General features: G+C 42.5%; 11 protein-coding genes. 7 read left to right on the top strand and 4 right to left on the bottom strand.

Going from position 1 to position 22002, the window contains the following annotated elements:
• The first annotated feature begins 11 nt into the window (after nt 1-11).
• From glgB to EGC86_RS11040, 5 genes are all read left to right on the top strand, one after another.
• Nucleotides 12-2246: a 1,4-alpha-glucan branching protein GlgB gene (gene glgB / locus EGC86_RS11060; protein WP_123777608.1), complete on the top strand. Its 2235-nt coding sequence runs from the start codon at nt 12-14 to the stop codon at nt 2244-2246.
• Between the two features lie 44 nt (nt 2247-2290).
• Nucleotides 2291-4390: a glycogen debranching protein GlgX gene (glgX, locus tag EGC86_RS11055; protein WP_123777607.1), complete on the top strand. Its 2100-nt coding sequence runs from the start codon at nt 2291-2293 to the stop codon at nt 4388-4390.
• On the top strand, nt 4390-6906 hold the full coding sequence (locus EGC86_RS11050) for a glycogen/starch/alpha-glucan phosphorylase (RefSeq protein ID WP_123777606.1): 2517 nt from the start codon (nt 4390-4392) through the stop codon (nt 6904-6906). Before glgX ends, EGC86_RS11050 begins: the two co-directional genes overlap by 1 nt.
• 95 nt (nt 6907-7001) lie before the next feature.
• Complete coding sequence (gene glgC, locus EGC86_RS11045) at nt 7002-8264, top strand: glucose-1-phosphate adenylyltransferase (protein WP_123777605.1); 1263 nt, start codon at nt 7002-7004, stop codon at nt 8262-8264.
• 9 nt (nt 8265-8273) lie between these two features.
• The gene (locus EGC86_RS11040) at nt 8274-9989 is read left to right on the top strand and encodes a glycogen synthase (RefSeq protein ID WP_123777604.1); all 1716 of its coding nucleotides are present in this window, start codon (nt 8274-8276) and stop codon (nt 9987-9989) included.
• A 178-nt stretch (nt 9990-10167) separates the two neighbouring features.
• Here the strand turns inward: EGC86_RS11040 and EGC86_RS11035 are convergent, their stop codons facing one another.
• From EGC86_RS11035 to pabB, 4 genes are all read right to left on the bottom strand, one after another.
• On the bottom strand, nt 10168-12561 hold the full coding sequence (locus tag EGC86_RS11035) for a TonB-dependent receptor plug domain-containing protein (RefSeq protein ID WP_123777603.1): 2394 nt from the start codon (nt 12559-12561) through the stop codon (nt 10168-10170).
• 246 nt (nt 12562-12807) lie between these two features.
• On the bottom strand, nt 12808-14529 hold the full coding sequence (locus EGC86_RS11030; protein ID WP_123777602.1) for a phospho-sugar mutase: 1722 nt from the start codon (nt 14527-14529) through the stop codon (nt 12808-12810).
• A 388-nt stretch (nt 14530-14917) separates the two neighbouring features.
• The gene (locus tag EGC86_RS11025; RefSeq protein WP_101087054.1) at nt 14918-15592 is read right to left on the bottom strand and encodes a glutathione S-transferase family protein; all 675 of its coding nucleotides are present in this window, start codon (nt 15590-15592) and stop codon (nt 14918-14920) included.
• 621 nt (nt 15593-16213) lie between these two features.
• Nucleotides 16214-17635 carry an aminodeoxychorismate synthase component I gene (pabB, locus tag EGC86_RS11020; RefSeq protein ID WP_123777601.1) on the bottom strand — a complete coding sequence of 474 codons (1422 nt, stop codon included), beginning with the start codon at nt 17633-17635 and terminating at the stop codon, nt 16214-16216.
• A gap of 138 nt (nt 17636-17773) precedes the next feature.
• Here pabB and EGC86_RS11015 point away from each other — a divergent pair, with 138 nt between their 5' ends.
• The gene (locus EGC86_RS11015; RefSeq protein WP_011637612.1) at nt 17774-19351 is read left to right on the top strand and encodes a fumarate hydratase; all 1578 of its coding nucleotides are present in this window, start codon (nt 17774-17776) and stop codon (nt 19349-19351) included.
• 197 nt (nt 19352-19548) lie between these two features.
• Nucleotides 19549-21609: a dipeptidyl-peptidase 5 gene (locus EGC86_RS11010; protein ID WP_425376027.1), complete on the top strand. Its 2061-nt coding sequence runs from the start codon at nt 19549-19551 to the stop codon at nt 21607-21609.
• Nucleotides 21610-22002 lie beyond the last annotated feature (393 nt).

Raw genomic sequence — 22002 nt, 5'->3', positions numbered from 1 at the left:
GATCATTGAATATGACTGTAGCGACCCCGTATTTTCAACAAGGTAGTGAAATAGCCTTATTAAATGGTGAGTACACAGATGTGTTTTCACTGCTTGGCATGCACAGTGTTAATGATGGTAAAGCGCTGGTTGTCCGTTGCTTAATACCTGGTGCGATCAGTGTTGATGTGTTGAGCGCTAAGGATGGACGTAAAGTGGCAACACTTGAGCAAGTGAACGATCACGGTTTATTTGCCGGTAAAATGGGCCGCAGAGTGAAATCTTTCGCTTATTTATTACGGGTACAATATCCCTTGTGTGAGCAACTTATTAACGACCCATATCAATTTGACAGCTTACTCAACCCTGATGACGTGTATTTATTTGGCGAAGGAAGCCAGTTGCAAACATACCATTTTCAGGGGGCTAATTGGCGCGAGCATCACGGTGTGAAAGGGGTTCATTTTTGTGTTTGGGCGCCTAATGCTAAGCAAGTTGCGGTGATGGGTGATTTTAATTTATGGGACAATAAGCGCCATATATTGCGTCACCATCCAGCCAGTGGGCTGTGGGATATTTTCATTGCTGAGGTTGAGCCCGAACAACACTATAAATACGCCATTAGCGATATGCATGGCAATCAAGTTATTAAGTCCGATCCTTACGCGGTCGCCATGCAACCATCACCTCATAATGCCTCGAAAATCCCTCATGCCGAACGTTATGACTGGCAAGATAGTCAATGGTTAGCAGATCGGGTAAGTCATCAGCCACACGTACAACCTATGTCTATCTATGAGGTGCAATTAGCATCGTGGCGACGCAAGGGGGATGACGGCCAGGAATATACTGATTACTCGCAGTTAATTGCCGAGTTAGTGCCTTATATCAAAGAGATGGGTTTTACCCATTTACAGTTAATGCCAATCAGTGAATATCCGTTTGATGGCTCTTGGGGATATCAACCCGTAGGGTTATTTGCCCCTACGTATCGCTTTGGTGATGCCAATGGCCTTAGAGCTTTTATTGATGAATGCCACCAGCAAGGCATTGCGGTGTTACTCGATTGGGTGCCAGCACATTTTCCTCGCGATCCTCATGGCTTGGTGCGATTTGACGGTAGTTGCTTGTATGAACATGATGATCCCCGCAAAGGCGAACAACCGGATTGGGACACACTAATTTATAATTATGGCCGCGCAGAAGTACGCAGTTTTTTATACAGTAATGCCCATTACTGGTTAGATGAATTTCATTTTGATGGCTTAAGGCTTGATGCTGTGTCGTCTATGCTTTACCTCGATTACAGCAGAAGAGCCGATCAATGGATCCCAAATAAATTTGGCGGCCGTGAAAACCTTGAAGCTATCAGCTTTCTACAAGAATTAAATGCGCGCATGTACCAATGCTTCCCAGGCATTAACATGATTGCTGAAGAGTCCACCGCATGGCCAGGTGTGACGCAAGCCACCAGCAATAATGGCTTAGGATTCGGTTTTAAGTGGAATATGGGCTGGATGAACGACACTCTGCGATATATCAGTTGCGATCCCCTTTTTAGGCGTTATCACCATGGTGAACTTACTTTTAGCTTGGTGTATGCCTTTACGGAACAATTTATTTTGTCACTCAGTCACGATGAAGTGGTTCACGGCAAGGGGTCGTTACTGCATAAAATTCCGGGTGATGACTGGCAGAAGTTCGCCACATTACGTGCTTATTATGGCTTTATGTGGACTCATCCTGGCAAAAAATTATTGTTTATGGGTAACGAATTTGCCCAGCGCAACGAATGGAACCATAACCAGAGCCTAGACTGGCATTTATTAACCTATGCACCACATCAAGGTGTGCAAGATTGGGTGCGCGATCTCAATCAATGCTATCAACAATATCCTGCATTATATCAACGCGATCATCATAGCGACGGTTTCCAATGGCTCGACTGCAACAATGCTGACAATAACATTTTGGTGTTTTGTCGTTTTGGAATGGACAAGCAACAACATGTCGTGATTGTGGTCAACATGTCTCCACAGGTTTATTACGGCTTCAGAGTGGGTGTACCCACGGCGCAAAACTACCGCGAATTGCTCAACAGCGACCATCGCCACTATGGTGGCGGTGATGTCGTCAATGATAATTCCTGTGAAGCTCAGGCTACTCCATGGCAGGGCATGTCACACAGTATTGTTATCACAGTACCACCGTTGGGTTGCAGTATTTGGGTTCCAGAACTAGACGTACAAGATCAGCCTACGCAATAAGTGGGTGACGAAATAATGGTTTCAACTTTACAAGGGCATGTTATATGGATATGACCAGCGGTTATCCTTATCCACTTGGGGCAACACTCGATGATAACGGGGTGAATTTTTCGTTATTTTCGGCGCATGCAACAAAAGTAGTGCTGTGTATTTTTGACTCCACAGGCTGTGTTGAAATAGCGCAATACATTATGCAGCATCAAACACGACAAATTTGGCATTGCCACTTATCGGGTGCTAAAGCGGGACTGCTTTATGGCTATCGAGTTTTTGGGCCTTACCAGCCTGAACTCGGGCACCGTTTTAATCATCATAAATTTCTGCTCGATCCTTACGCCAAAAGATTAGTCGGGGAAGTGACATACCACCCTGCGATTTATGGTTATGACATTGATGCCTTAAATGAAGATTTGTCATTTGATACTCAAGACAGCGCACCATACATGCCCAAATGTATGGTGTCAGACAGTCGATTTGTAAACGATATTCCAATTGCACCCCTTAATATTAGTCTCGCTAGAAGCATCATATTCGAGACTCATGTAAAGGGTTTTACTCAACAGCACCCCAATATTCAATTGTCCCAACAAGGGACGTTTGCTGGGTTAGCTAGCCAACCGATAATCGACTATTTACAAAACTTAGGGATTACCTGCATAGAGTTGTTACCCGTGCATGGCTTTTTTGATGAACCCTTTTTGGTGCAAAAAGGCCTGACTAATTACTGGGGTTACAACAGCATTGCTTTTATGGCTCCACATTCTGCTTATTTATCGGATGAGGGAGATATTGGCGAATTCAGACGAATGGTTTCTACACTTCATCTTGCTGGGATTGAAGTGATCCTCGATGTGGTTTTTAACCATACCGCCGAAGGAAACCATTTGGGACCCACTTTCAGTTTTCGTGGTATCGATAATGCTAGCTACTATCGGTTATTACCCAATGAAAAACGTTTCAACATTAACGATACTGGCTGCGGTAATACTTTCAACCTTAATCATCCCCAAGTGCTGATGCTGGTCATGGATTCGCTGCGCTACTGGGTAGAAGTGATGGGAGTGGATGGGTTTAGATTTGATTTAGCCAGTTGCCTTGGACGAGAAGCTTATGGTTTTGATCGTGGAAGTGGCTTTTTTGATGCCATCACTCAAGATCCTGTGTTGTGCAAAGTCAAATTGATTGCTGAGCCGTGGGACATTGGCCCAGGGGGGTATCAGTTAGGCAATTACCCAGTGGCATTCAGTGAGTGGAATGACCGTTATAGAGATGCTATGCGCAAATTCTGGCGTGGCGACAGTGGTTTATCACCTGAGTTTGCCAAGCGGTTCCACGGTTCAAGCGATTTTTTCGAACATAACGGTCGTGGCCCTGCCGCCAGCATCAATTTTATTACTAGCCATGATGGTTTTAGTTTGCATGATTTGGTCAGTTACCGTGATCGTCATAACTTGGCCAACGGTGAAGAAAATCGCGATGGTCATCAAGAAAACTGTAGCAGCAATTACGGCATAGAAGGTGAGTGCGACGATGTCGATATTAATGCAATCCGCAGCCGACAAAAACGTAACTTATTAACGTGTTTGTTGCTGTCTCAGGGGGTGCCAATGTTGTTGGCCGGCGATGAATCTAGCCAAACTCAGCAAGGTAATAACAATGCCTATTGCCAAGACAATCCTATTGGTTGGTTCGATTGGCAACAAATAGATTGGTCATTGGTGAATTTTACCGCTCAGTTGATCACCTTACGTAAACGCTTTCCTATGTTATGTCATCAAGCATTTATTCATAAACCTGAAGCACTATTCGATAATGGTCTAGCGTGGTTTAACCGCCAGGGTGAGGTGATGAACAAATGCCATTGGGGTGAGTATCAAATCCGGACTTTGAGTGTCATCTTAACGGGAAATTTAGCTCATGCTGATGTTGGCGCTGTCGCTGAGAGTACAGAAGCATTGTTATTGATGATTAATACAGACGAGTTAGCACATACCTTTACTCTGCCCCAATTACCTCATCTTCGATATTGGCATTGTTTATTACATACCCAAGAAAGTGAGCCTTCAGTGGATGAGGATCAGCAAGTCAGTTTAATGAGTCGTAGTTTAATCCTATTCCATACCGAGTTTACAAGGAGCAATTGATGACCACAGCGAAAGATAACGCCAGTGATAATATCAGTAAAACCAATAGTAAAGTTGAAGTCACTGCCGAGATATTAATAGACGAACAAGATTGTTCTCACGAAGAACCTTGCGATAGCTTAAAAGCCTTATTAGCAAGACATATGCGCTACGAGTTATGTAGAGACGATCACGATAAACATGAATTGTTTAATGCCTTAGCACAAAGCGTTAAGGAACAAATGCTTGATGACTGGCGACAAACACGGCTCAAGGATAATCAATATCAACAAAAACAAGTGGCCTATTTGTCATTAGAGTTTCTGATGGGCCGAGCATTAGGCAATGCATTATTAAGTTTAGACATTACCGAGGATGCTCAACAAGTACTCACAGAGTACGCCACTAATTTAGAACATATTGAACAAGTTGAGCATGATGCAGGGTTAGGAAATGGTGGACTTGGACGCTTAGCGGCTTGTTTTCTCGACAGTTGTGCTAGTTTGGATTTACCCGTTACAGGTTATGGTATCCGATATCAATACGGCATGTTTGTACAAAAAATAATAGATGGCTATCAGGTAGAGCGACCCGATCGTTGGTTACGAAATGGTAATCCCTGGGAAGTCCGAATTTCTAATCATATTGTTTCTGTCCCTTTTTATGGCCATACCGAAACCCATTCTTTTAAGCAGGGACATCGGCATCATGTTTTGGTTAACACTCAAAAAGTATTAGCTATTCCATATGATATGCCTATTCCTGGTTATAAAAATAATCGTATTAACACCTTACGTTTGTGGAAAGCGGAAGCCAATGATGATTTCGATTTAACAGAGTTTAACGAAGGTGATTATGCAGAAGCGGTAGCGACTAAAAACTTGGCTGAACAAATTACCATGGTGTTGTATCCCAATGACGCTAGCGTTAATGGTAAAGAGTTACGGCTGAAGCAACAATATTTTTTATCTTCAGCCAGTTTACAGGACCTATTAATCCGTTATGTGAACAAGTTTGGTGAAGATTTTAGCCACTTCAGTGAGCTTAACGTAATGCAGCTTAATGATACTCATCCTAGCATTGCGGTGCCTGAATTGATGCGATTGTTGCTTGATCAATATGGCTTAAGTTGGAACGCAGCGTGGGCAATTACAAGTCAGTCGATGGCATATACCAATCATACTTTATTGCCAGAGGCATTAGAGCGTTGGTCAGTTCCTATGATGAAAAATATGCTTCCTCGTATTGTCGAAATCATCTTTGAGATTAATGCACGGTATTTAGAGTTGGTGGCACATCATTGGCCTGGTGACATTCAAAAGCTAACTGAGATGTCAATTATTGAAGAGGGCGGAGAACAGCAAGTTCGTATGGCCTACTTAGCCATCGTTGCCAGTTTCTCTGTTAATGGTGTGGCAGGGTTACATACTCAGTTACTCAAAGAGGGGTTATTTAATAACTTCTATCAATTATGGCCTAACAAGTTTAATAACAAAACTAACGGTGTAACCCCTAGACGTTGGCTAGCATTTTGTAACCCTAAATTATCTTCGTTGATTTGCAGTCGTTTAGGCAATGATTGGATTAAGGATTTGTCACGCCTTAAGGGGCTAAATGACTGTATCAGTGACAAAGCATTTGTTGAAGAATGGGCCCTGGTAAAATTTGAGAATAAACAATCATTAACTCAATTTGTGAAACAGCAGTGTGGCGTCGAATTTGATTCAAAGATGATGTTCGATGTGCAAGTTAAGCGTATTCACGAATACAAACGCCAATTGATGAATATTCTACATGTTATCCATTTATATCGCCGTATTCTTAATGGCGACACGCAGGATATGGTGCCACGTTGCGTGTTAATTGGTGGAAAAGCAGCCCCTGGATATGCCATGGCAAAACAGATTATTAAGTTGGCCAATAATGTAGCCCATATGGTGAATTCAGATCCTCTTGTTACGCCATATTTACGCATGGCATTTATACCTAACTACAACGTCAGTGCGATGGAGAAAATTTGTCCGGGCACTGATTTATCTGAGCAAATATCAACAGCGGGTAAAGAAGCTTCAGGTACAGGCAACATGAAATTCATGATGAATGGTGCCTTGACTATTGGCACATTAGATGGCGCCAATATTGAAATGCTTGAAGAGGTTGGCCATGAAAACTTCTTCTTATTTGGCTTAAATGCTAGTCAAGTAACGCAAGCTCGTATGGATTACCAACCTCAGCACATTATTGAACATTCGCCAGCCTTTCAAGGGGTGATGAATATGTTAAAAAGTGGTCATTTTAATTTGGTCGAACCGGGGATTTTCGACAGCATTATTGCCTCGATTATCGACCCTAATGATCAATGGATGACGGCCGCTGATTTTGACAGTTATTGCCAAGCACAAGCGCTGGTGGCAAAAACCTATCTTGATCAAGATAGTTGGCAAGAAATGAGTATTAAAAATACCGCTGCAAGCGGGCGTTTTTCAAGCGACAACACCATAGCGGGCTACCGCGACGAAATTTGGATGAAAAAGTAAAACAGGGAAAGTGATGTGATGCCACAAATAAGATAAATCATGTATCAATGTTTATTTATTAATGGCTATATTAGATAGCAAAATGGAGTCTGCTTATGAGTAATATTCGTTATATTAGTAATTTAACCCGTGATACCTATGCGTTGATTTTAGCGGGTGGACGTGGTTCTCGCTTGTACGAATTAACCGATTGGCGCGCTAAGCCCGCACTCTATTTTGGGGGTAAATATCGGATTATTGATTTTCCATTATCAAACTGTATTAACTCCGGAATACGCCGCGTGGGGGTGGTGACACAATATAAGTCGCATTCATTAATTCGTCATGTTACTCGTGGCTGGGGACATTTTAAAAAAGAGCTAGGGGAGTCGGTTGAAATACTACCGGCTTCTCAACAAACATCAGGTAACTGGTATCAAGGTACTGCAGATGCCGTATTCCAAAATATTGATATTATTAGACAGGAAATTCCGAAATATGTGATGATCCTATCTGGTGACCATATATATCGTATGGACTATGCCGGCTTGTTAGCTGCCCATGCAGAATCAGGTGCTGAAATGACGGTGTGCTGTTTAGAAACACCTATTGATGAAGCCGCTGGAGCTTTTGGGGTGATGGAAGTTGATAGCGAGCATCGGGTGATTGGCTTTGAAGAAAAACCAGCTGAGCCTAAACCGATACCAAGCGATCCAACAATGTGTTTAGCTTCTATGGGCAACTATGTATTCAACACTAAGTTTTTATTTGAACAGTTAAAAAAAGATGCCAATAACGAAAAATCAGATCGTGACTTTGGCAAAGACATCATTCCAGCCATTATTGAAAATCACAAAGTGTTTGCATTTCCATTTTCCAGTGCGGTTGCTGGACAGCCTTCATATTGGCGTGATGTTGGGACATTAGATTCGTTTTTTCAAGCAAACATGGAACTGTTATTACCCACACCGCCACTCAACCTTTATGATGCAAAGTGGCCAATTTGGACCTATCAAGAGCAGTTACCACCCGCTAAATTTGTGTTTGATGATGATGATAGGCGCGGTATGGCTGTGGACTCTATCGTTTCCGGTGGCTGTATTATTTCAGGTGCTAAAGTTAAACGTTGTGTGTTGTTTGATGAAGTGAGGGTATGTTCTTATTCGTTTGTAAAAGACTCGGTTTTATTACCCGATGTGGTGGTATTGAAGAACTGTAAAATCCAAAATGCCATTTTAGATCGAGGTTGTATCATCCCTGAAGGAATGGTGATTGGTTATAATCATGATCACGATAGGGCTAAGGGTTTTAGGGTATCCGAAAAAGGCGTTACTTTAGTAACACGGAAAATGTTGGGTTTACCTGTTGGCTACGAATAAGGACTGTAAATGACTCAAGATAGTGTAAAGCGAGTACTGCTGGTGGCAGCAGAAAACGATGCACTGCACGGCGTTAAGGTGGGTGGCATGGCGGATGTTATCCGCGATTTGCCCCCTGCATTAGCCATATTTGAAGTGATAGCCGATGTTGCTATGCCAAATTATGGTTTTTTGGCCCAGCGATATCATGCTATGCATATGGTTGATATTGAGGTGTGCTTTGCTGGTGAACACCACACTGTAGCTGTGTATCGAATGCCTAGGCCGCAAAACAAAGATGACATAGCAGCGGTCAGCCAAACTGATGCTGACGATTCAATAGCGCAAATTTATTTATTTGATCATCCATTATTTAACCATCACGGTAAAGTCTATTGTGACGGTTCCGCCGACAGACCTTTTGCCGAAGACGCGACAAAGTTTGCCTTGTTTTCACTCTGTGTTGCCACTAGTTTAGTGCAAGGAGTATTACCGCGTGTTGATGTGTTACACCTTCACGACTGGCACACCGCCATGGTGGCAATGCTTCGCAGTTGTGTTGATGAATTTGCAGTCTTAAAGGCTTTACCTTGTGTATTTACGATTCACAACTTGGCATTACAAGGGATCCGCCCCTTTACCGGAGATGATTCTTCATTCGGCCATTGGTTTCCGCAATATATGGGTAAGTTAAATCCAATTGCGGATAACAGCTTGTTTGATCCTCGTTATGACAATTGCATCAATCCCATGAGAATGGGGATTGTACTGAGTGACAAAGTGCATTTGGTGTCACCGACCTATGCTCGAGAAGTGCTAATACCATCTGACTATATTAAAGGTTTTTTTGGTGGAGAAGGTTTAGAGAACGACTTAAATGCTAAATGTCAGCAAGGCAAGTTAGTCGGGATCATTAATGGTTGCGTTTATGATGAGGTTAATAACACCGATGAACCTCATCATCATGATTATGCGGCATTATTACTTAAAGCTGAAAATACCCTTATTAAATGGCAAGCTAAGGTTGCTAATGTCAACGTGATAGATTCGATTGCGCTCACCCGTATTAGCCAATATAAACATGCACTATTGGCCAACACCCAGTTGCTAAAAAACAGTCAGGTTGTTCCCGATACAGACCGTTTTCTGTTGACTTTTGTTGGACGTTTAACCGAACAAAAAATGTTAATTTTATTACAACCATTTATTGATGCAGAAGGTCAAACCACCACAAAAACCGTGCTAGATGTGATAGTAGAATCGCTTAAGCGACATCAACCGAGTGGGGTGTTTATGTTGCTTGGTAGCGGTGATCTGCATATTGCTAAGGCACTGCAGGCTACAGCGGCGCGTTATGATAACTTTTTGTTTTTACACGGTTATGATGAAGCATTGTCTGAGCAACTTTATCAATCGGGCAGTTTATTTTTAATGCCAAGTTCATTTGAGCCATGCGGAATAAGTCAAATGCTGGCAATGCGGGAAGGGCAGCCTTGTTTGGTTCATGGCGTGGGTGGATTGAACGACACGATTATAGATAATGTCAGTGGTTGGGTGTTTAATGGTGAAACGCTAGCAGCGCAAGCGCAAGCTCTGGTTGAACGCGTTAATCAAGTGTTCGAGTTATATGGCAGCGATACTTGGCAACAGGTGAAGCACAATGCCGCCAAACAGCGATTTAGCTGGGACGATGTCGCGAAGCAGTATCTTGCAAAGCTCTATGTCACGAATGCTAATGATCATTAAACATCGTCAGTAAACACGATCAATAAGCATTAGTCCGTTAGCAAGACAACTCAAGCCAATGTTATTAACCAATCGTTCTCTGTTCAGCTTGAGGTAATAAAAAAGCCAATCAAACATGATTGGCCTTTTTGTTTTCAGCGCAGTTATCGGCTGATTAATGCTTACTAATAACGATTATTTAGTAGGTGTAGCGTAGATCTAAGTAATAGTAGCCACCGTTAAAACCAAATGGAGTATTAGTCAGTGGGTATACAAATATGCCGTTAAAATTATTATCCTCAGGGCGTTTCTCTGGATAAGTATCAAACAGGTTTTGTACCCCTAACGTAACAGCAAGATTATCTGTTGCACGGTAGCGAGTACTTAAATCAGTGGTCCATCTTGCACCATATTCCACTTCACTAGATGAATAACCCACGGTATATTCACCGAAATAACTGAAACGTAAGTTAGTGGTGAAGTCATCATATTGATGAGTAAAACCGATGTTAGCGGTATTTTTCGGATTAGCTTCCGTCATGCGAACGACTTCAATATTATCAAATAGTTCGTCTTCTAATCCGTTGAGGATCGAAGGCAAAGAAATTGACTCAATTTCAGTTTCTTTGTATGAGTAAGCAAGGTTTGCTTTTAAATCGCCGTATTCACCAAGGTCAAAACCTTGAGTGATAACTAAGTCTACACCTTGAGTTTTAGTATCAACCGCATTCATAAAGAAACGAGCCGAGTCGGCATTGGTGCCTTCAAGAATGGCAGCAATGGCAGGTGAGCTTTCTTTGTCGATAGAGCCTGACAAAATGATTCTGTCATCAACATTGATTTCATAAGCATCTAATGTCACTGCAAAGCCATTGTCGCCAGTGTAAACAATACCTGCACTATAAGAGTGTGATACTTCAGCTTTAAGATCAGGAATTCCTAGCTCTGCTCTAACCGGTGATAACTGGTTAAAAGTACCTGACTCTCTAGGAATAAACTCACCAGTGACCGGATCTGGATCAAAGAAAGTTGATACGTTGGTAAAATAAAGCTGCTGTACACTTGGCGCGCGGAAACCAGTGTCGGTGGTTAAACGAAGTGCCACACTGTCTGTTAGCTCATATCGACCAGACAATTTCCAACTGGTATTGCCACCGAAATCTGAATAGTCTTCATAACGAACGGCTGCCGCCCAATAAAAGTCATCGGTAAGTTGGTTTTCAAGTTCGATATACAAACCAAGGTTTGTGCGGTCTTCATCTACTTCAGATTCTTTAGTGAAACCACCAAATCCCTGACTACCACCAGATTTATCTTGGTAATCGCCTTGGATATACGATTCTTCTTGGCCAGCTTCAATTTGATAGCCACTTTCGCGCCATGTGATGCCCATTGCTACGAGTAAGTCTGAGTCATTGGCAAAATCGTAGTAGGTTGAAGCATCTAAGTTTAGATTCAGCTCACTGGTTGACAATGTACCAGCATCAAAGTTTGTTGGGCTGTTAGGGCCAAGCGAAGCATTAATACTGTTTTCAACATTGTATTCAAAGCTGTTACTGCCAAAACCAACAGAAGAATCAATTTCCCACTGACCCAGCTCAAACTCATAACCAGTGACTAAAGAGTAATCGATAATTTCTGGGCTTATTTGTGGTAAAAAGCCATCTGGATACACTTCAATAACGTTACGAGAATCCAACGCACGACGATAAAAAGCGCCTGAAGTTGAGCTGCGTTTGCTAATACCACCAAAGGCATAAAGCTTACCGTTGGTATCTAATCCTTGCTGAGCATTTAAAAATAAACCGTAGTTGTCATAATCACTGTCGCCAACATGATGATTTTTACGATCGAATGTGGCTTCACGTGGATCAAGGCTACCGTCTGCTAGGGTCGGGTATTGCTGACGTGGATCAAAACCGGCACGATTAGTTGAATTTTTCTGATGTGCTTCTAAAGACACATTCACAAAGCCGTCTTGGCTAAAACTAAAGCCTTGATTAATGCCTAGGCGTACTTGTTCACCGTCGCCTTCGTAGGTTTGGCCAACCTGGGCGGCAATGCTGCCACCTTCGTCGCTGTCTTTCAGCACGACGTTGATGACACCCGCAATCGCATCAGAGCCGTATAGCGCTGATGCACCGTCGCGTAAAATTTCAATCCGTTTAATTGAAGTCATTGGAATGGCGTTAAGGTCAACGTTTGATGAACCTTTGCCTAAAGTACCGGCTAAGTGAACCAATGCTGAACCATGGCGGCGCTTACCATTAACCAACACTAAAGTGTGATCAGGTGACATGCCTCGCAAGCTTGCAGGGCGAACCGCGTCGCTGCCATCGGTAATTGACGAGAATGGAAAGCTGTAGCTGGGCGCAGCAAACTGCAATGCCTTAGCGGTTTCGGTTATACCTGTTGCTTCAAGTTGTTCTGAGGTAATAATATCGATAGGGGTTGCACTGTCTGTGGCGGTACGAAGGGCAATACGCGATCCAATAACTTGAATGCGCTCTAGGTTTTCACCTTCTTCTGCAGCGATTGCTACTGGGGCTGAAATACTGGCAATAACGGCCAAAGATACGAGACTTTTATACATTAGCAATCCTGCGATAACGTTATGATTAATTTTGTAACATTATAGATCATTTTCGCTGGTACATAGGTCGCTTTAATATAGGCTTGGTTAGTTCAATCAGGCATATCTCATGACACTCTGATCTAGTAAAACGCTATAACTCATCCATTGTGATTACAATTGCTTATAAGCATAAACAAACGCCTGTTAATAATAACAGGCGTTTAACATTCTTTTGTTAATGAGACTTAATCGCTTTATGAGCCGCTAGCTGGGTAAGCTCGTTTGGTGAGATGTAATGAAGCTCGCCATGGCATCCTCTGCACGAGTTTGTGCCGATGCCCAGGTGTCCGAGCTTGTCATGGTTTCAACCACTTCGTAATAACATTTAATTTTTGGCTCAGTACCCGACGGGCGAACAATGACTCTAGCGCCACCGTCTAAGGCATAAATCAACACATCGCTACTAGGTAAATCAATGGCTTGTTTGCTGCCATCAGCGGCAGTGCGCTGTAGACTTTTTAAATCGTCGGTTGAGATCACCGCATACTCACCAATTTTCACGGGTGGATGTTCGCGTAAATAGGCACCAATATTTGGCGTGTCAGCATTAAGGGCAATACTCACTTGTTTATTAAGGTGAAATCCATGTTGGCGATAAATCTGCTCGAGTTTATCCCAAATGGTTTGTCCATTATCTGCAAGTTCTGCAGTCAGTTGGGCAAAGGCCAATAATGCCGATAATCCATCTTTATCCCACACTAAGTTACCAATGGTGTAGCCGAGCGCTTCTTCATAAGCGAATAAGAACTGATTGTCAGCTTGGTGCTTGGCAATACCGACATTCATTAACCACTTAAAGCCGGTAAGAGTGGTATAGCTTTGGCTACCAAACTCAGTGGCAATTTTAGACAACAGGCTTGAGGACACGATAGTGGTGCCAGTGAGTTGCTGATTTTTAGGTGCATGGCTGAGTAAGTAATGACCAAATAACACTCCAACTTGATCGCCTGTCAACATTTGGTAGTCGCCATTTTCAGTGCGAGCGGCAACAGCAAAGCGGTCAGCATCAGGGTCGTTGGCACAAGCGAGTGTAGCATGGTGCTTTTTGGCTTCTGCAATCACCAAATCCATTGCTCCTTTTTCTTCAGGATTTGGAAAGTTTACCGTAGGAAAGTCGCCATCAGGTTCACGTTGAGCCGCCACTGAATACACTTGGGTAAAACCAGCATCATTTAATACCGTTTCAGCCATGTCGGCACCAACACCGTGCATTGCGGTGTAAGCTAAACTGACCTTGTCCTGTCCGCTGTGGTATTGCAGCTCTTTAGCTTCATGAATTCCTTGGCGATAGGCTTGATAGAAATCGTCTTGTAACCAAGTAAGCTTATCTTGTGATATTGCGTCATCTAAGGCTAAAAAGGGAATCGCCTGAGTGGCAGCCCGAGTAATTTGGGCGGCTATGCCTGTGTCGTGAGGAGGAATAATTTGTGCGCCATTTTCCCAATAGACTTTATAGCCATTGTATTGTGGTGGGTTATGGCTTGCGGTAACCACAATGCCAGCTGCAGCGTTAAGATGTTTTACCCCAAAAGCGACTAACGGCGTGGCGGCAACCTTGTAGGTTAAATGCACGTTAATGCCCATAGCGGTTAATACACTTGCGGCATCATGGGCAAAGGTAAAGGAATCATGACGACCATCGTAACCTATCACGACACCACGCTCGGCAGCATTGTCGATTTGCTCGAGTAAGTAAGCCCCCAGACCGGCAGTAGTTTGGCGGATAACCAAACGGTTCATTGCCATAGGGCCAACACCCACTTCGCCTCTTAGCCCTGCTGTGCCAAATGCTAAACGACCCGCAAAGCGTGCCGCTAGTTCTGTTTCATTGCCGTTATCAATTAACGTTTGCAGTTGTGAGCGGGTGTGTGGGTCGGGATCGTTATTCAGCCATTGGTTGATTTGATGTTGAAGATGGGTATTCATGAGTAACCTCATTGATAATCATTTTCAATAACAGTAGGAAAATACCGCCGCAAGAACAAGTAAATTCGTGTCAAAGTGGATAAAAATAACAAATTGTATTCATGATTTATACGCTTAATCTACATGCATAAACGCGAACATTAGCTTATAAACAACCAGTTGCAGCTAAATATCAAACCTAAAAACCGTGTAAATCAACTTTAAAGCTTTATATATAAACTTAAAAACATTGTATAGATAGAAACCTATAGCGTGCACAGTGGCGTTACAGCAATAGTGGCGTTACAGCATGAGTGGGGCTACATAGGCAATACAAAAAAGGCTTATGGATATCATCCACAAGCCTTTTATAACGCGATTAAAATAACGCGATTAAAATCTATTTTGCTTAGATAACATAATTTTGTGGGAAAAACGCACGTTTTGCGTCTTCATCAAATTCTGCTTTAAATTGAATGTCTTTACCCATGTTTCTGGCGCGTTCAACTGCAGGACGGTTGTTGATGCTGTTAAACCAGCGTTGAACATTCGGGTAAGTGGCAAGGGCATCTTGGCCTAATACATAGCCGACTTTATCAACCCAACCCCATGCAGCAATATCGACAATGCTCAATTCATCACCCACGATAAACTCACGGTTATCAAGATGTGCGTCAAGTACTTGGTAATGGCGCTGAGTTTCACGTTGATAACGGTTTGTTGCGTAATCTATTTTCTCTGGTGCATGGTGAGTGAAATGGACACATTGACCAGAATAAGGGCCTAAACCAGTGGCGACAAACATTAACCACGACAGAAGCTCACCACGATTTTCCGGGGTTGCAGCTAATTGACCTGTTTTGTCAGCAAGGTATAAAAGAATGGCATTAGAATCGAATACACGCACGCCGTTGTCTTCAATGGCGGGTGTTTTACTGTTTGGGTTAATCGCTTTAAATTCAGCGCTATGTTGCTCACCTTTTAAGGTATCCACAGGTACGAGTTCAAACTCAAGGCCTGTTTCTTCGAGGAACAAGGCAATTTTCATTGGGTTAGGGCCTGGATGGAAATAAAATTTAATCATGTGAACTCCTTAATAAGTAAGAAGCGTATTTAAACAGAATTTGAACGAATGCTCAATATGTATTTGAGCGATCGTTCATGGTTGAAGGTAGTTTGAGTGAATATCATGAGTAATAGTTTAAAACTTGTAATGAAAATGACTTGAAACCTAAAGTTACACCTGAAAAATCATGAGTCGCTCAGTCAGTATTAAAGGGTGTGTATTGAAAGATAATTAGGTTTTAAGAAAACCAACAGATGTAAATAAACTCACATGAATACTGACGCTAATACTGGTTTGGCGAGTAGGGAAATACCTTAGGAATAATGTTAGTTACCATCAGTTGTTATCAATATTAGCGTAAACTTGGTTTCGAGATTATTCGTTATCAAGTTCACGAGTACAGAGAAATCAAGCATCAGCTGATCATCTTGGTATACATCGATTGAAAGTAGTTTTATGCTTTATGTATCTTGCTAGACACGAGTTCATTTTTAAACTAATCAAGCCATTACAATGTGCACCCTTGGGTCATTTATATTCCCGTACTTTGACAATTTGACGATTCGATAAGTCAAGAATAACCGTCATTCATGCAAATCGGTATTGTCTGTCTACTTAATGTCTATCGATAGCTGTTTATTACTGATTCAAACTCGCTAACAAAGGTAATATTTTACTAACCTTATCAAAGCTTTCTTGATACTCCGCGGCACCATTAGAGTCGGCAACAATACCACCACCTGCCCAGCAGTAAATGTGATTATTTTCAGTGACCAAAGTACGAATAGTAATACTGGTGTCCATGTTTCCATTTTGGCTTATATAGCCGATGCTGCCGCAATAAAGGTTACGTCTGGACGGTTCTAGTTCTTCAATGATTTCCATTGCGCGGATTTTTGGTGCTCCGGTAATTGATCCTCCAGGAAAGGCGGCGTTAAGTAAATCGAATGCTGTTTTGTATTGTGCAAGTGTGGCGGTAACCGTACTAACTAGATGATGCACGGCAGGGAAGCTTTCAATGGCGAATAACCTAGGCACCTTAACTGAGCCTGGGGCGGCTACTTTACCGATATCGTTTCTTAGCAGGTCAACAATCATCACATTTTCGGCACGATCTTTCTCGGAAGTGATTAATGCGCTAGCGGCTTGTTGATCCAAAATGGGATCATGATGGCGCGGCATGGTACCTTTAATGGGTTTAGTTTCGATATATTGATCGTTAAGTTTAATAAAACGTTCTGGTGAGATAGATAACATGCAGTGGTTATCAACTCGCATAAATGCCGAAAAAGGCGCTTGGTTTGCAAGGGATAAAGCACAATAAGCTTGCCATTCATCTCCTTGATATTGAGCTTCAAATCGTTGGGTTAAATTGATTTGATAACAATCACCACTCAATAAATACTGCTGCACTTGAGCAAATTTATGTTGATACTGCTGACTGTCTATCTGATTACTCCAAGCCGTAGTTAATCTGAAAGGCCTTGATGTTATCGCGTTACTGGCTGATTTTTGTATTTTAGATTCAATTAAATTCAACTCAACTTTTAACGCGTAAGAACCACAGTAATGGTAAGCATACCAAGATTTATCAACGTAACTGTAGACGAGTGAAAAATCATAAAAACCAATATTCATATCATCAAGATGAATATCTTTAATGGAAATTTGTGGCAGCTTTTCAATATTTCGGCCCAGGTCATAGCCAAATGCGCCCAGGGCTCCGACACTAAATGGATGTTGGCTGTCTTGCGCTGAAGGATATAACCGCGCTTGCAGTTCAGCTAATGTGTTAAAGGGGTTGGCGTGGCGATCTATTTTAATATTGAGTGCTTTGATGGCCGAGTCTTTGGCACTAAATCGACTGATGCCATCGCTGCTGGTTAACGTTGCAATAGGATTAAAACCGATGATGTCGAATTTGGCATCTTGGTGCGGAGCATTGGCTGAGTCGAGTAATATCGCCCATGGCTGGTGGCTTACCAGTGAAAATAGCTGCTTTGTGTCTATTTTCCAGTCCAGTTTTTGCATGAAGAGTGCGTTTTTTGCCCGCGCAGACATCGATAACCCTTATCTAAAATGTGATGTAGCCCAAAAAGGATGGAAAGAGTATCATATTGGTCTTAATAGTTAATATTAAATCGATTCTAATAAAAACGATAACCATGTTAGGCCGCAATGGCTGCTGGAGCACCCCATATGTCGACGAATACCACATCTCACTCTACAACTCATTCAACTATATCTAGTCAAGCTGTCGTGATTAAACAAGCTGACTTTATTGAAAGTATTGCTGATTCTCTGCAATACATTTCGTATTACCATCCCAAAGACTTTGTTGATGCGATGACCAAAGCTTACGAGCGTGAAGAAAGCGCTGCCGCTAAAGACGCCATTGCTCAAATTCTGATTAACTCCCGCATGTCAGCCGAAGGCAAACGCCCTTTATGCCAAGACACTGGAATTGTCACCACCTTTGTTAAAATTGGTATGTCTGTTCAGTGGGATAAAACTGACATGACAGTTCAAGAAATGGTCGATGAAGGTGTACGTCGTGCTTATACCAATCCAGATAATCCATTACGTGCATCAATAGTGTCAGACCCTGCCGGTGCGCGTAAAAATACCAAAGACAACACACCATCAGTGGTTCATATTGACATGGTTGCTGGTAATCAAATAGAAGTGATGATTGCAGCCAAAGGTGGTGGGTCGGAAAATAAATCCAAAATGGCCATGCTTAATCCGTCAGACGATATCGCCGCTTGGGTAGAAAAAACATTACCAACAATGGGCGCGGGCTGGTGTCCACCGGGTATGTTAGGCATAGGTATCGGTGGTACTGCTGAGAAAGCGGCCGTTCTGGCCAAAGAATCATTAATGGACCCTGTTGATATTCATGAGTTGATGGCTCGTGGTGCAGAGACCACAGAAGAAAAGCTTCGTTTAGACATTTTTGAACGCGCAAATAATTTAGGCATAGGCGCTCAAGGGTTGGGCGGACTCACTACAGTATTAGATGTTAAAATTAAATCTGTACCGACTCATGCAGCGTCTAAACCAGTAGTGATGATCCCTAACTGCGCAGCAACGCGCCATGTGCATTTTCATTTAGATGGCACTGGTCCAGTCGATTTAGTACCACCATCGTTGTCTGATTGGCCTGAAATTACTCGTGAAGCGGGAGAAAACACTCACCGTGTCAATTTAGATACGGTCACTCAAGCTGAAATCGAAACTTGGAAGAGTGGTGATACCTTATTACTCAACGGTAAAATGCTGACTGGCCGCGATGCAGCTCATAAACGGATTCAAATGTTGCTTGAATCTGGTGAAGGTTTACCAGCAGGTGTCGATTTTACCGGTAAGTTTATTTATTACGTTGGCCCAGTCGATCCAGTCGGTGATGAAGTGGTTGGCCCTGCAGGCCCAACAACGGCAACCCGTATGGATAAGTTCACTGACATGATGTTAGACCAAACAGGCCTAATGGGCATGATTGGTAAGTCTGAGCGTGGTCCTGAAACGGTTGCTTCAATTAAAAAGCACAAAGCAGTCTATTTAATGGCTGTTGGCGGCGCTGCATACCTAGTGTCGAAAGCGATTAAGAAATCACGTGTTGTCGCATTTGAAGATTTAGGCATGGAAGCGATTTACGAATTTGATGTGCAAGACATGCCAGTGACCGTGGCGGTTGATACCAATGGTGTTAATGCGCACGAAACTGGCCCAGCGATTTGGAAAATTAACATCGCTAACAGTAAAGCTAATAAGTAAGCCATCGATAACATTGTGCTTAGACATAAGCGATAAGTGTCAATGTGATTAAACGCTCGGGTTTACAGCTTTTTACAAAAGGCTTGTTGCCTGAGCGTTTTGCTTTGGTTAGTCTGCAATATACATTTTATGATTACGTTTGATATTGGCTGTTTTTGCGGCCTAAACGTAATACGTTTTACTTAAATAACTGAGACATGATAACAATGAAAAAGTCTTCTGTATTATTCGCACTGATTGCTGCTGGCATGGCAACATCAGTGTCTGCGGCTGAGCCCGCAGCTTTTAATGTTCAACAACTGGTTAACTTAAATAAGTTGCATTCAGCAGCCGTATCAAATGATGGTAAGACCATGGTATACGGCGTAAAAGTGGTTGATGATAAAGGCGAGGGCAGCTCAGATCTTTATCTTCTCGACTTGAACGATAAAAATGCTAAGCCAAAGCAACTTACTTCGGCTGCAGGCACTGAACACGATGTCAGCTTTTCGCCAGATGGAAAATCGATTTATTTCCTCGCCAGTCGTTCTGGCACCAGTCAATTGTATCAATTGGCCCTTGATGGTGGAGAGGCTATTGCGGTTACTGATTTACCGTTAGATATCAATGGCTACAAATTGTCTAACGACGGTAAGCAAGTCGTTATGACGTTGCGGGTATTTCCAGAGTGTAAAGACTTAGCGTGTTCAAAAGACAAGTTTACTGCCGAAGCTGAACGTAAAAGCACTGGCCGCGAATACAAGCAGTTGATGGTACGCCATTGGGACACTTGGGAAGATAACGCACGTAACCATTTGTTTGTTGCCTCGCTTAATGGCAACAAAATTACCACCGCGACAAACGTTACAGCGGGCCGTGACACTGAAACACCGCCTAAACCATTTTCTGGCATGGAAGAAGTCACCTTTACTGCAGACGGTAAGTACGTTGTTTATAGCGCTAAAGCGCCGAGCCGCGATCAAGCTTGGACAACTAATTACGATTTATGGCAAGTGCCTGTAGCTGGCGGTGAAACGGTTAACTTAACCCCAGATAACCAAGCATGGGATGCTCAGCCTACGTTCTCTGCCGATGGCCGTTATCTTGCCTATTTAGCCATGACCAAGGCGGGTTACGAAGCTGATCGCTCCCGCATTATGTTACGTGACAATGTTACAGGTCAGGAAAAAGAAGTCGCACCATTATGGGATCGCAGTGCTAGTTCATTGAACTTTAGTGCCGATGGCCGTACTTTGTATGTGACAGCACAAGATCTTGGGCAAGTGACCATTTTTGAAGTGAACACACAGTTTGGTGATGTTCGCCCTATTTACAACCAAGGTAGTAACAGCCTAGTGGCTGTGACCAGTAATCGTCTTATTTTCAAGAAGTCATCATTAGTTGAACCTGGCGATTTATTCAGTGTGTCACTTGAAGGTGAACAACTGAAACAGCTAACCAACGTCAACAGTGAAAAATTAGCTGACATTAAGTTTGGTGATTTTGAACAGTTCAACTTTAAAGGTTGGAATGACGAAACCGTTCATGGCTATTGGATCAAACCCGTTAACTATGAAGAAGGTAAAAAATACCCAATTGCTTACCTTGTACACGGTGGCCCACAAGGCTCATTTGGTAACAGTTTCAGCAGTCGCTGGAATGCTCAGTTATGGGCTGGTGCAGGCTATGGCGTAGTGATGGTCGACTTCCATGGTTCTACTGGTTATGGCCAAGCGTTTACTGACTCTATTGGCAAGGATTGGGGCGGAAAACCGCTTGAAGATCTTAAAAAAGGCATGGCAGCGGTTACCGCGCAGCAACCTTGGTTAGATGCTAACAATGCATGTGCACTAGGTGGTTCTTACGGTGGCTATATGATGAACTGGTTCCAAGGTAAATGGAACGATGGCTTCAAGTGTTTAGTCGACCATGCTGGTTTGTTTGATATGCGTTCTATGTATTACGTCACAGAGGAATTGTGGTTCCCTGAATATGAATTCGGTGGCCCATACGATCAAAACAAAGAACTATATGAAAAGTTTAACCCAGTTAACTATGTTGAAAACTGGAAAACACCAATGCTCGTCATCCATGGTGAAAAAGACTACCGTGTTCCTTATGGTCAAGGCCTTGCTGCATTTACCTTTATGCAGCGTAAAGGTATTCCTTCTGAGCTATTGGTATTTCCTGATGAGAATCACTGGATTTTAAATCAAGATAACTTACAGCTATGGTACAAGAATGTATTAGGCTGGATGGATCGTTGGACAGCGCAATAGTGTTTGTACTTTCTCTGTAGAAGACATGTTAAAGCCAGTACTAAAAAAATGGCGTAGTCCTCAACACAGATTTACCTTCATAAGTTAATTAAAAGAGATGTTGCTACTGGCAACATCTCTTTTTTGTTCCTAAGCTATTGTAGCTTCGGATATTGTGGCTCAAGCCAATCGCAGTTTTACCAGAGGCAATGAGTTATTCATTAATCAAGATGATACTCAAGTCAATATCTACATCTACACTGTTTACTCATAAAAATAAAATTACATTCTGTTGAAAATAAACTGACCAGTAAAACGAGCACTTTTGTGAGAAATAAAAAATCCGCTATCGTTAGTATTTTTCATCATAAGGCTATTCTTATTTTGTTGATTAATATGTAGGTTAACCACAGG

The organism is Shewanella frigidimarina (assembly GCF_003797125.1).
GTDB lineage: Bacteria > Pseudomonadota > Gammaproteobacteria > Enterobacterales > Shewanellaceae > Shewanella > Shewanella frigidimarina.
The sequence above is the reverse complement of the archived record's forward strand: the minus strand, read 5'-3'. Positions and strand labels throughout refer to the sequence as shown.

Bases quoted from the DNA above. Each gene is read 5' to 3' on its own strand.
- glgB (WP_123777608.1), top strand. From the start codon at position 12: ATGACTGTAGCGACCCCGTATTTTCAACAAGGTAGTGAAATAGCCTTA.
- glgX (WP_123777607.1), top strand. From the start codon at position 2,291: ATGGATATGACCAGCGGTTATCCTTATCCACTTGGGGCAACACTCGAT.
- EGC86_RS11050 (WP_123777606.1), top strand. From the start codon at position 4,390: ATGACCACAGCGAAAGATAACGCCAGTGATAATATCAGTAAAACCAAT.
- glgC (WP_123777605.1), top strand. From the start codon at position 7,002: ATGAGTAATATTCGTTATATTAGTAATTTAACCCGTGATACCTATGCG.
- EGC86_RS11040 (WP_123777604.1), top strand. From the start codon at position 8,274: ATGACTCAAGATAGTGTAAAGCGAGTACTGCTGGTGGCAGCAGAAAAC.
- EGC86_RS11035 (WP_123777603.1), bottom strand. From the start codon at position 12,561: ATGTATAAAAGTCTCGTATCTTTGGCCGTTATTGCCAGTATTTCAGCC.
- EGC86_RS11030 (WP_123777602.1), bottom strand. From the start codon at position 14,529: ATGAATACCCATCTTCAACATCAAATCAACCAATGGCTGAATAACGAT.
- EGC86_RS11025 (WP_101087054.1), bottom strand. From the start codon at position 15,592: ATGATTAAATTTTATTTCCATCCAGGCCCTAACCCAATGAAAATTGCC.
- pabB (WP_123777601.1), bottom strand. From the start codon at position 17,635: ATGTCTGCGCGGGCAAAAAACGCACTCTTCATGCAAAAACTGGACTGG.
- EGC86_RS11015 (WP_011637612.1), top strand. From the start codon at position 17,774: ATGTCGACGAATACCACATCTCACTCTACAACTCATTCAACTATATCT.
- EGC86_RS11010 (WP_425376027.1), top strand. From the start codon at position 19,549: ATGATAACAATGAAAAAGTCTTCTGTATTATTCGCACTGATTGCTGCT.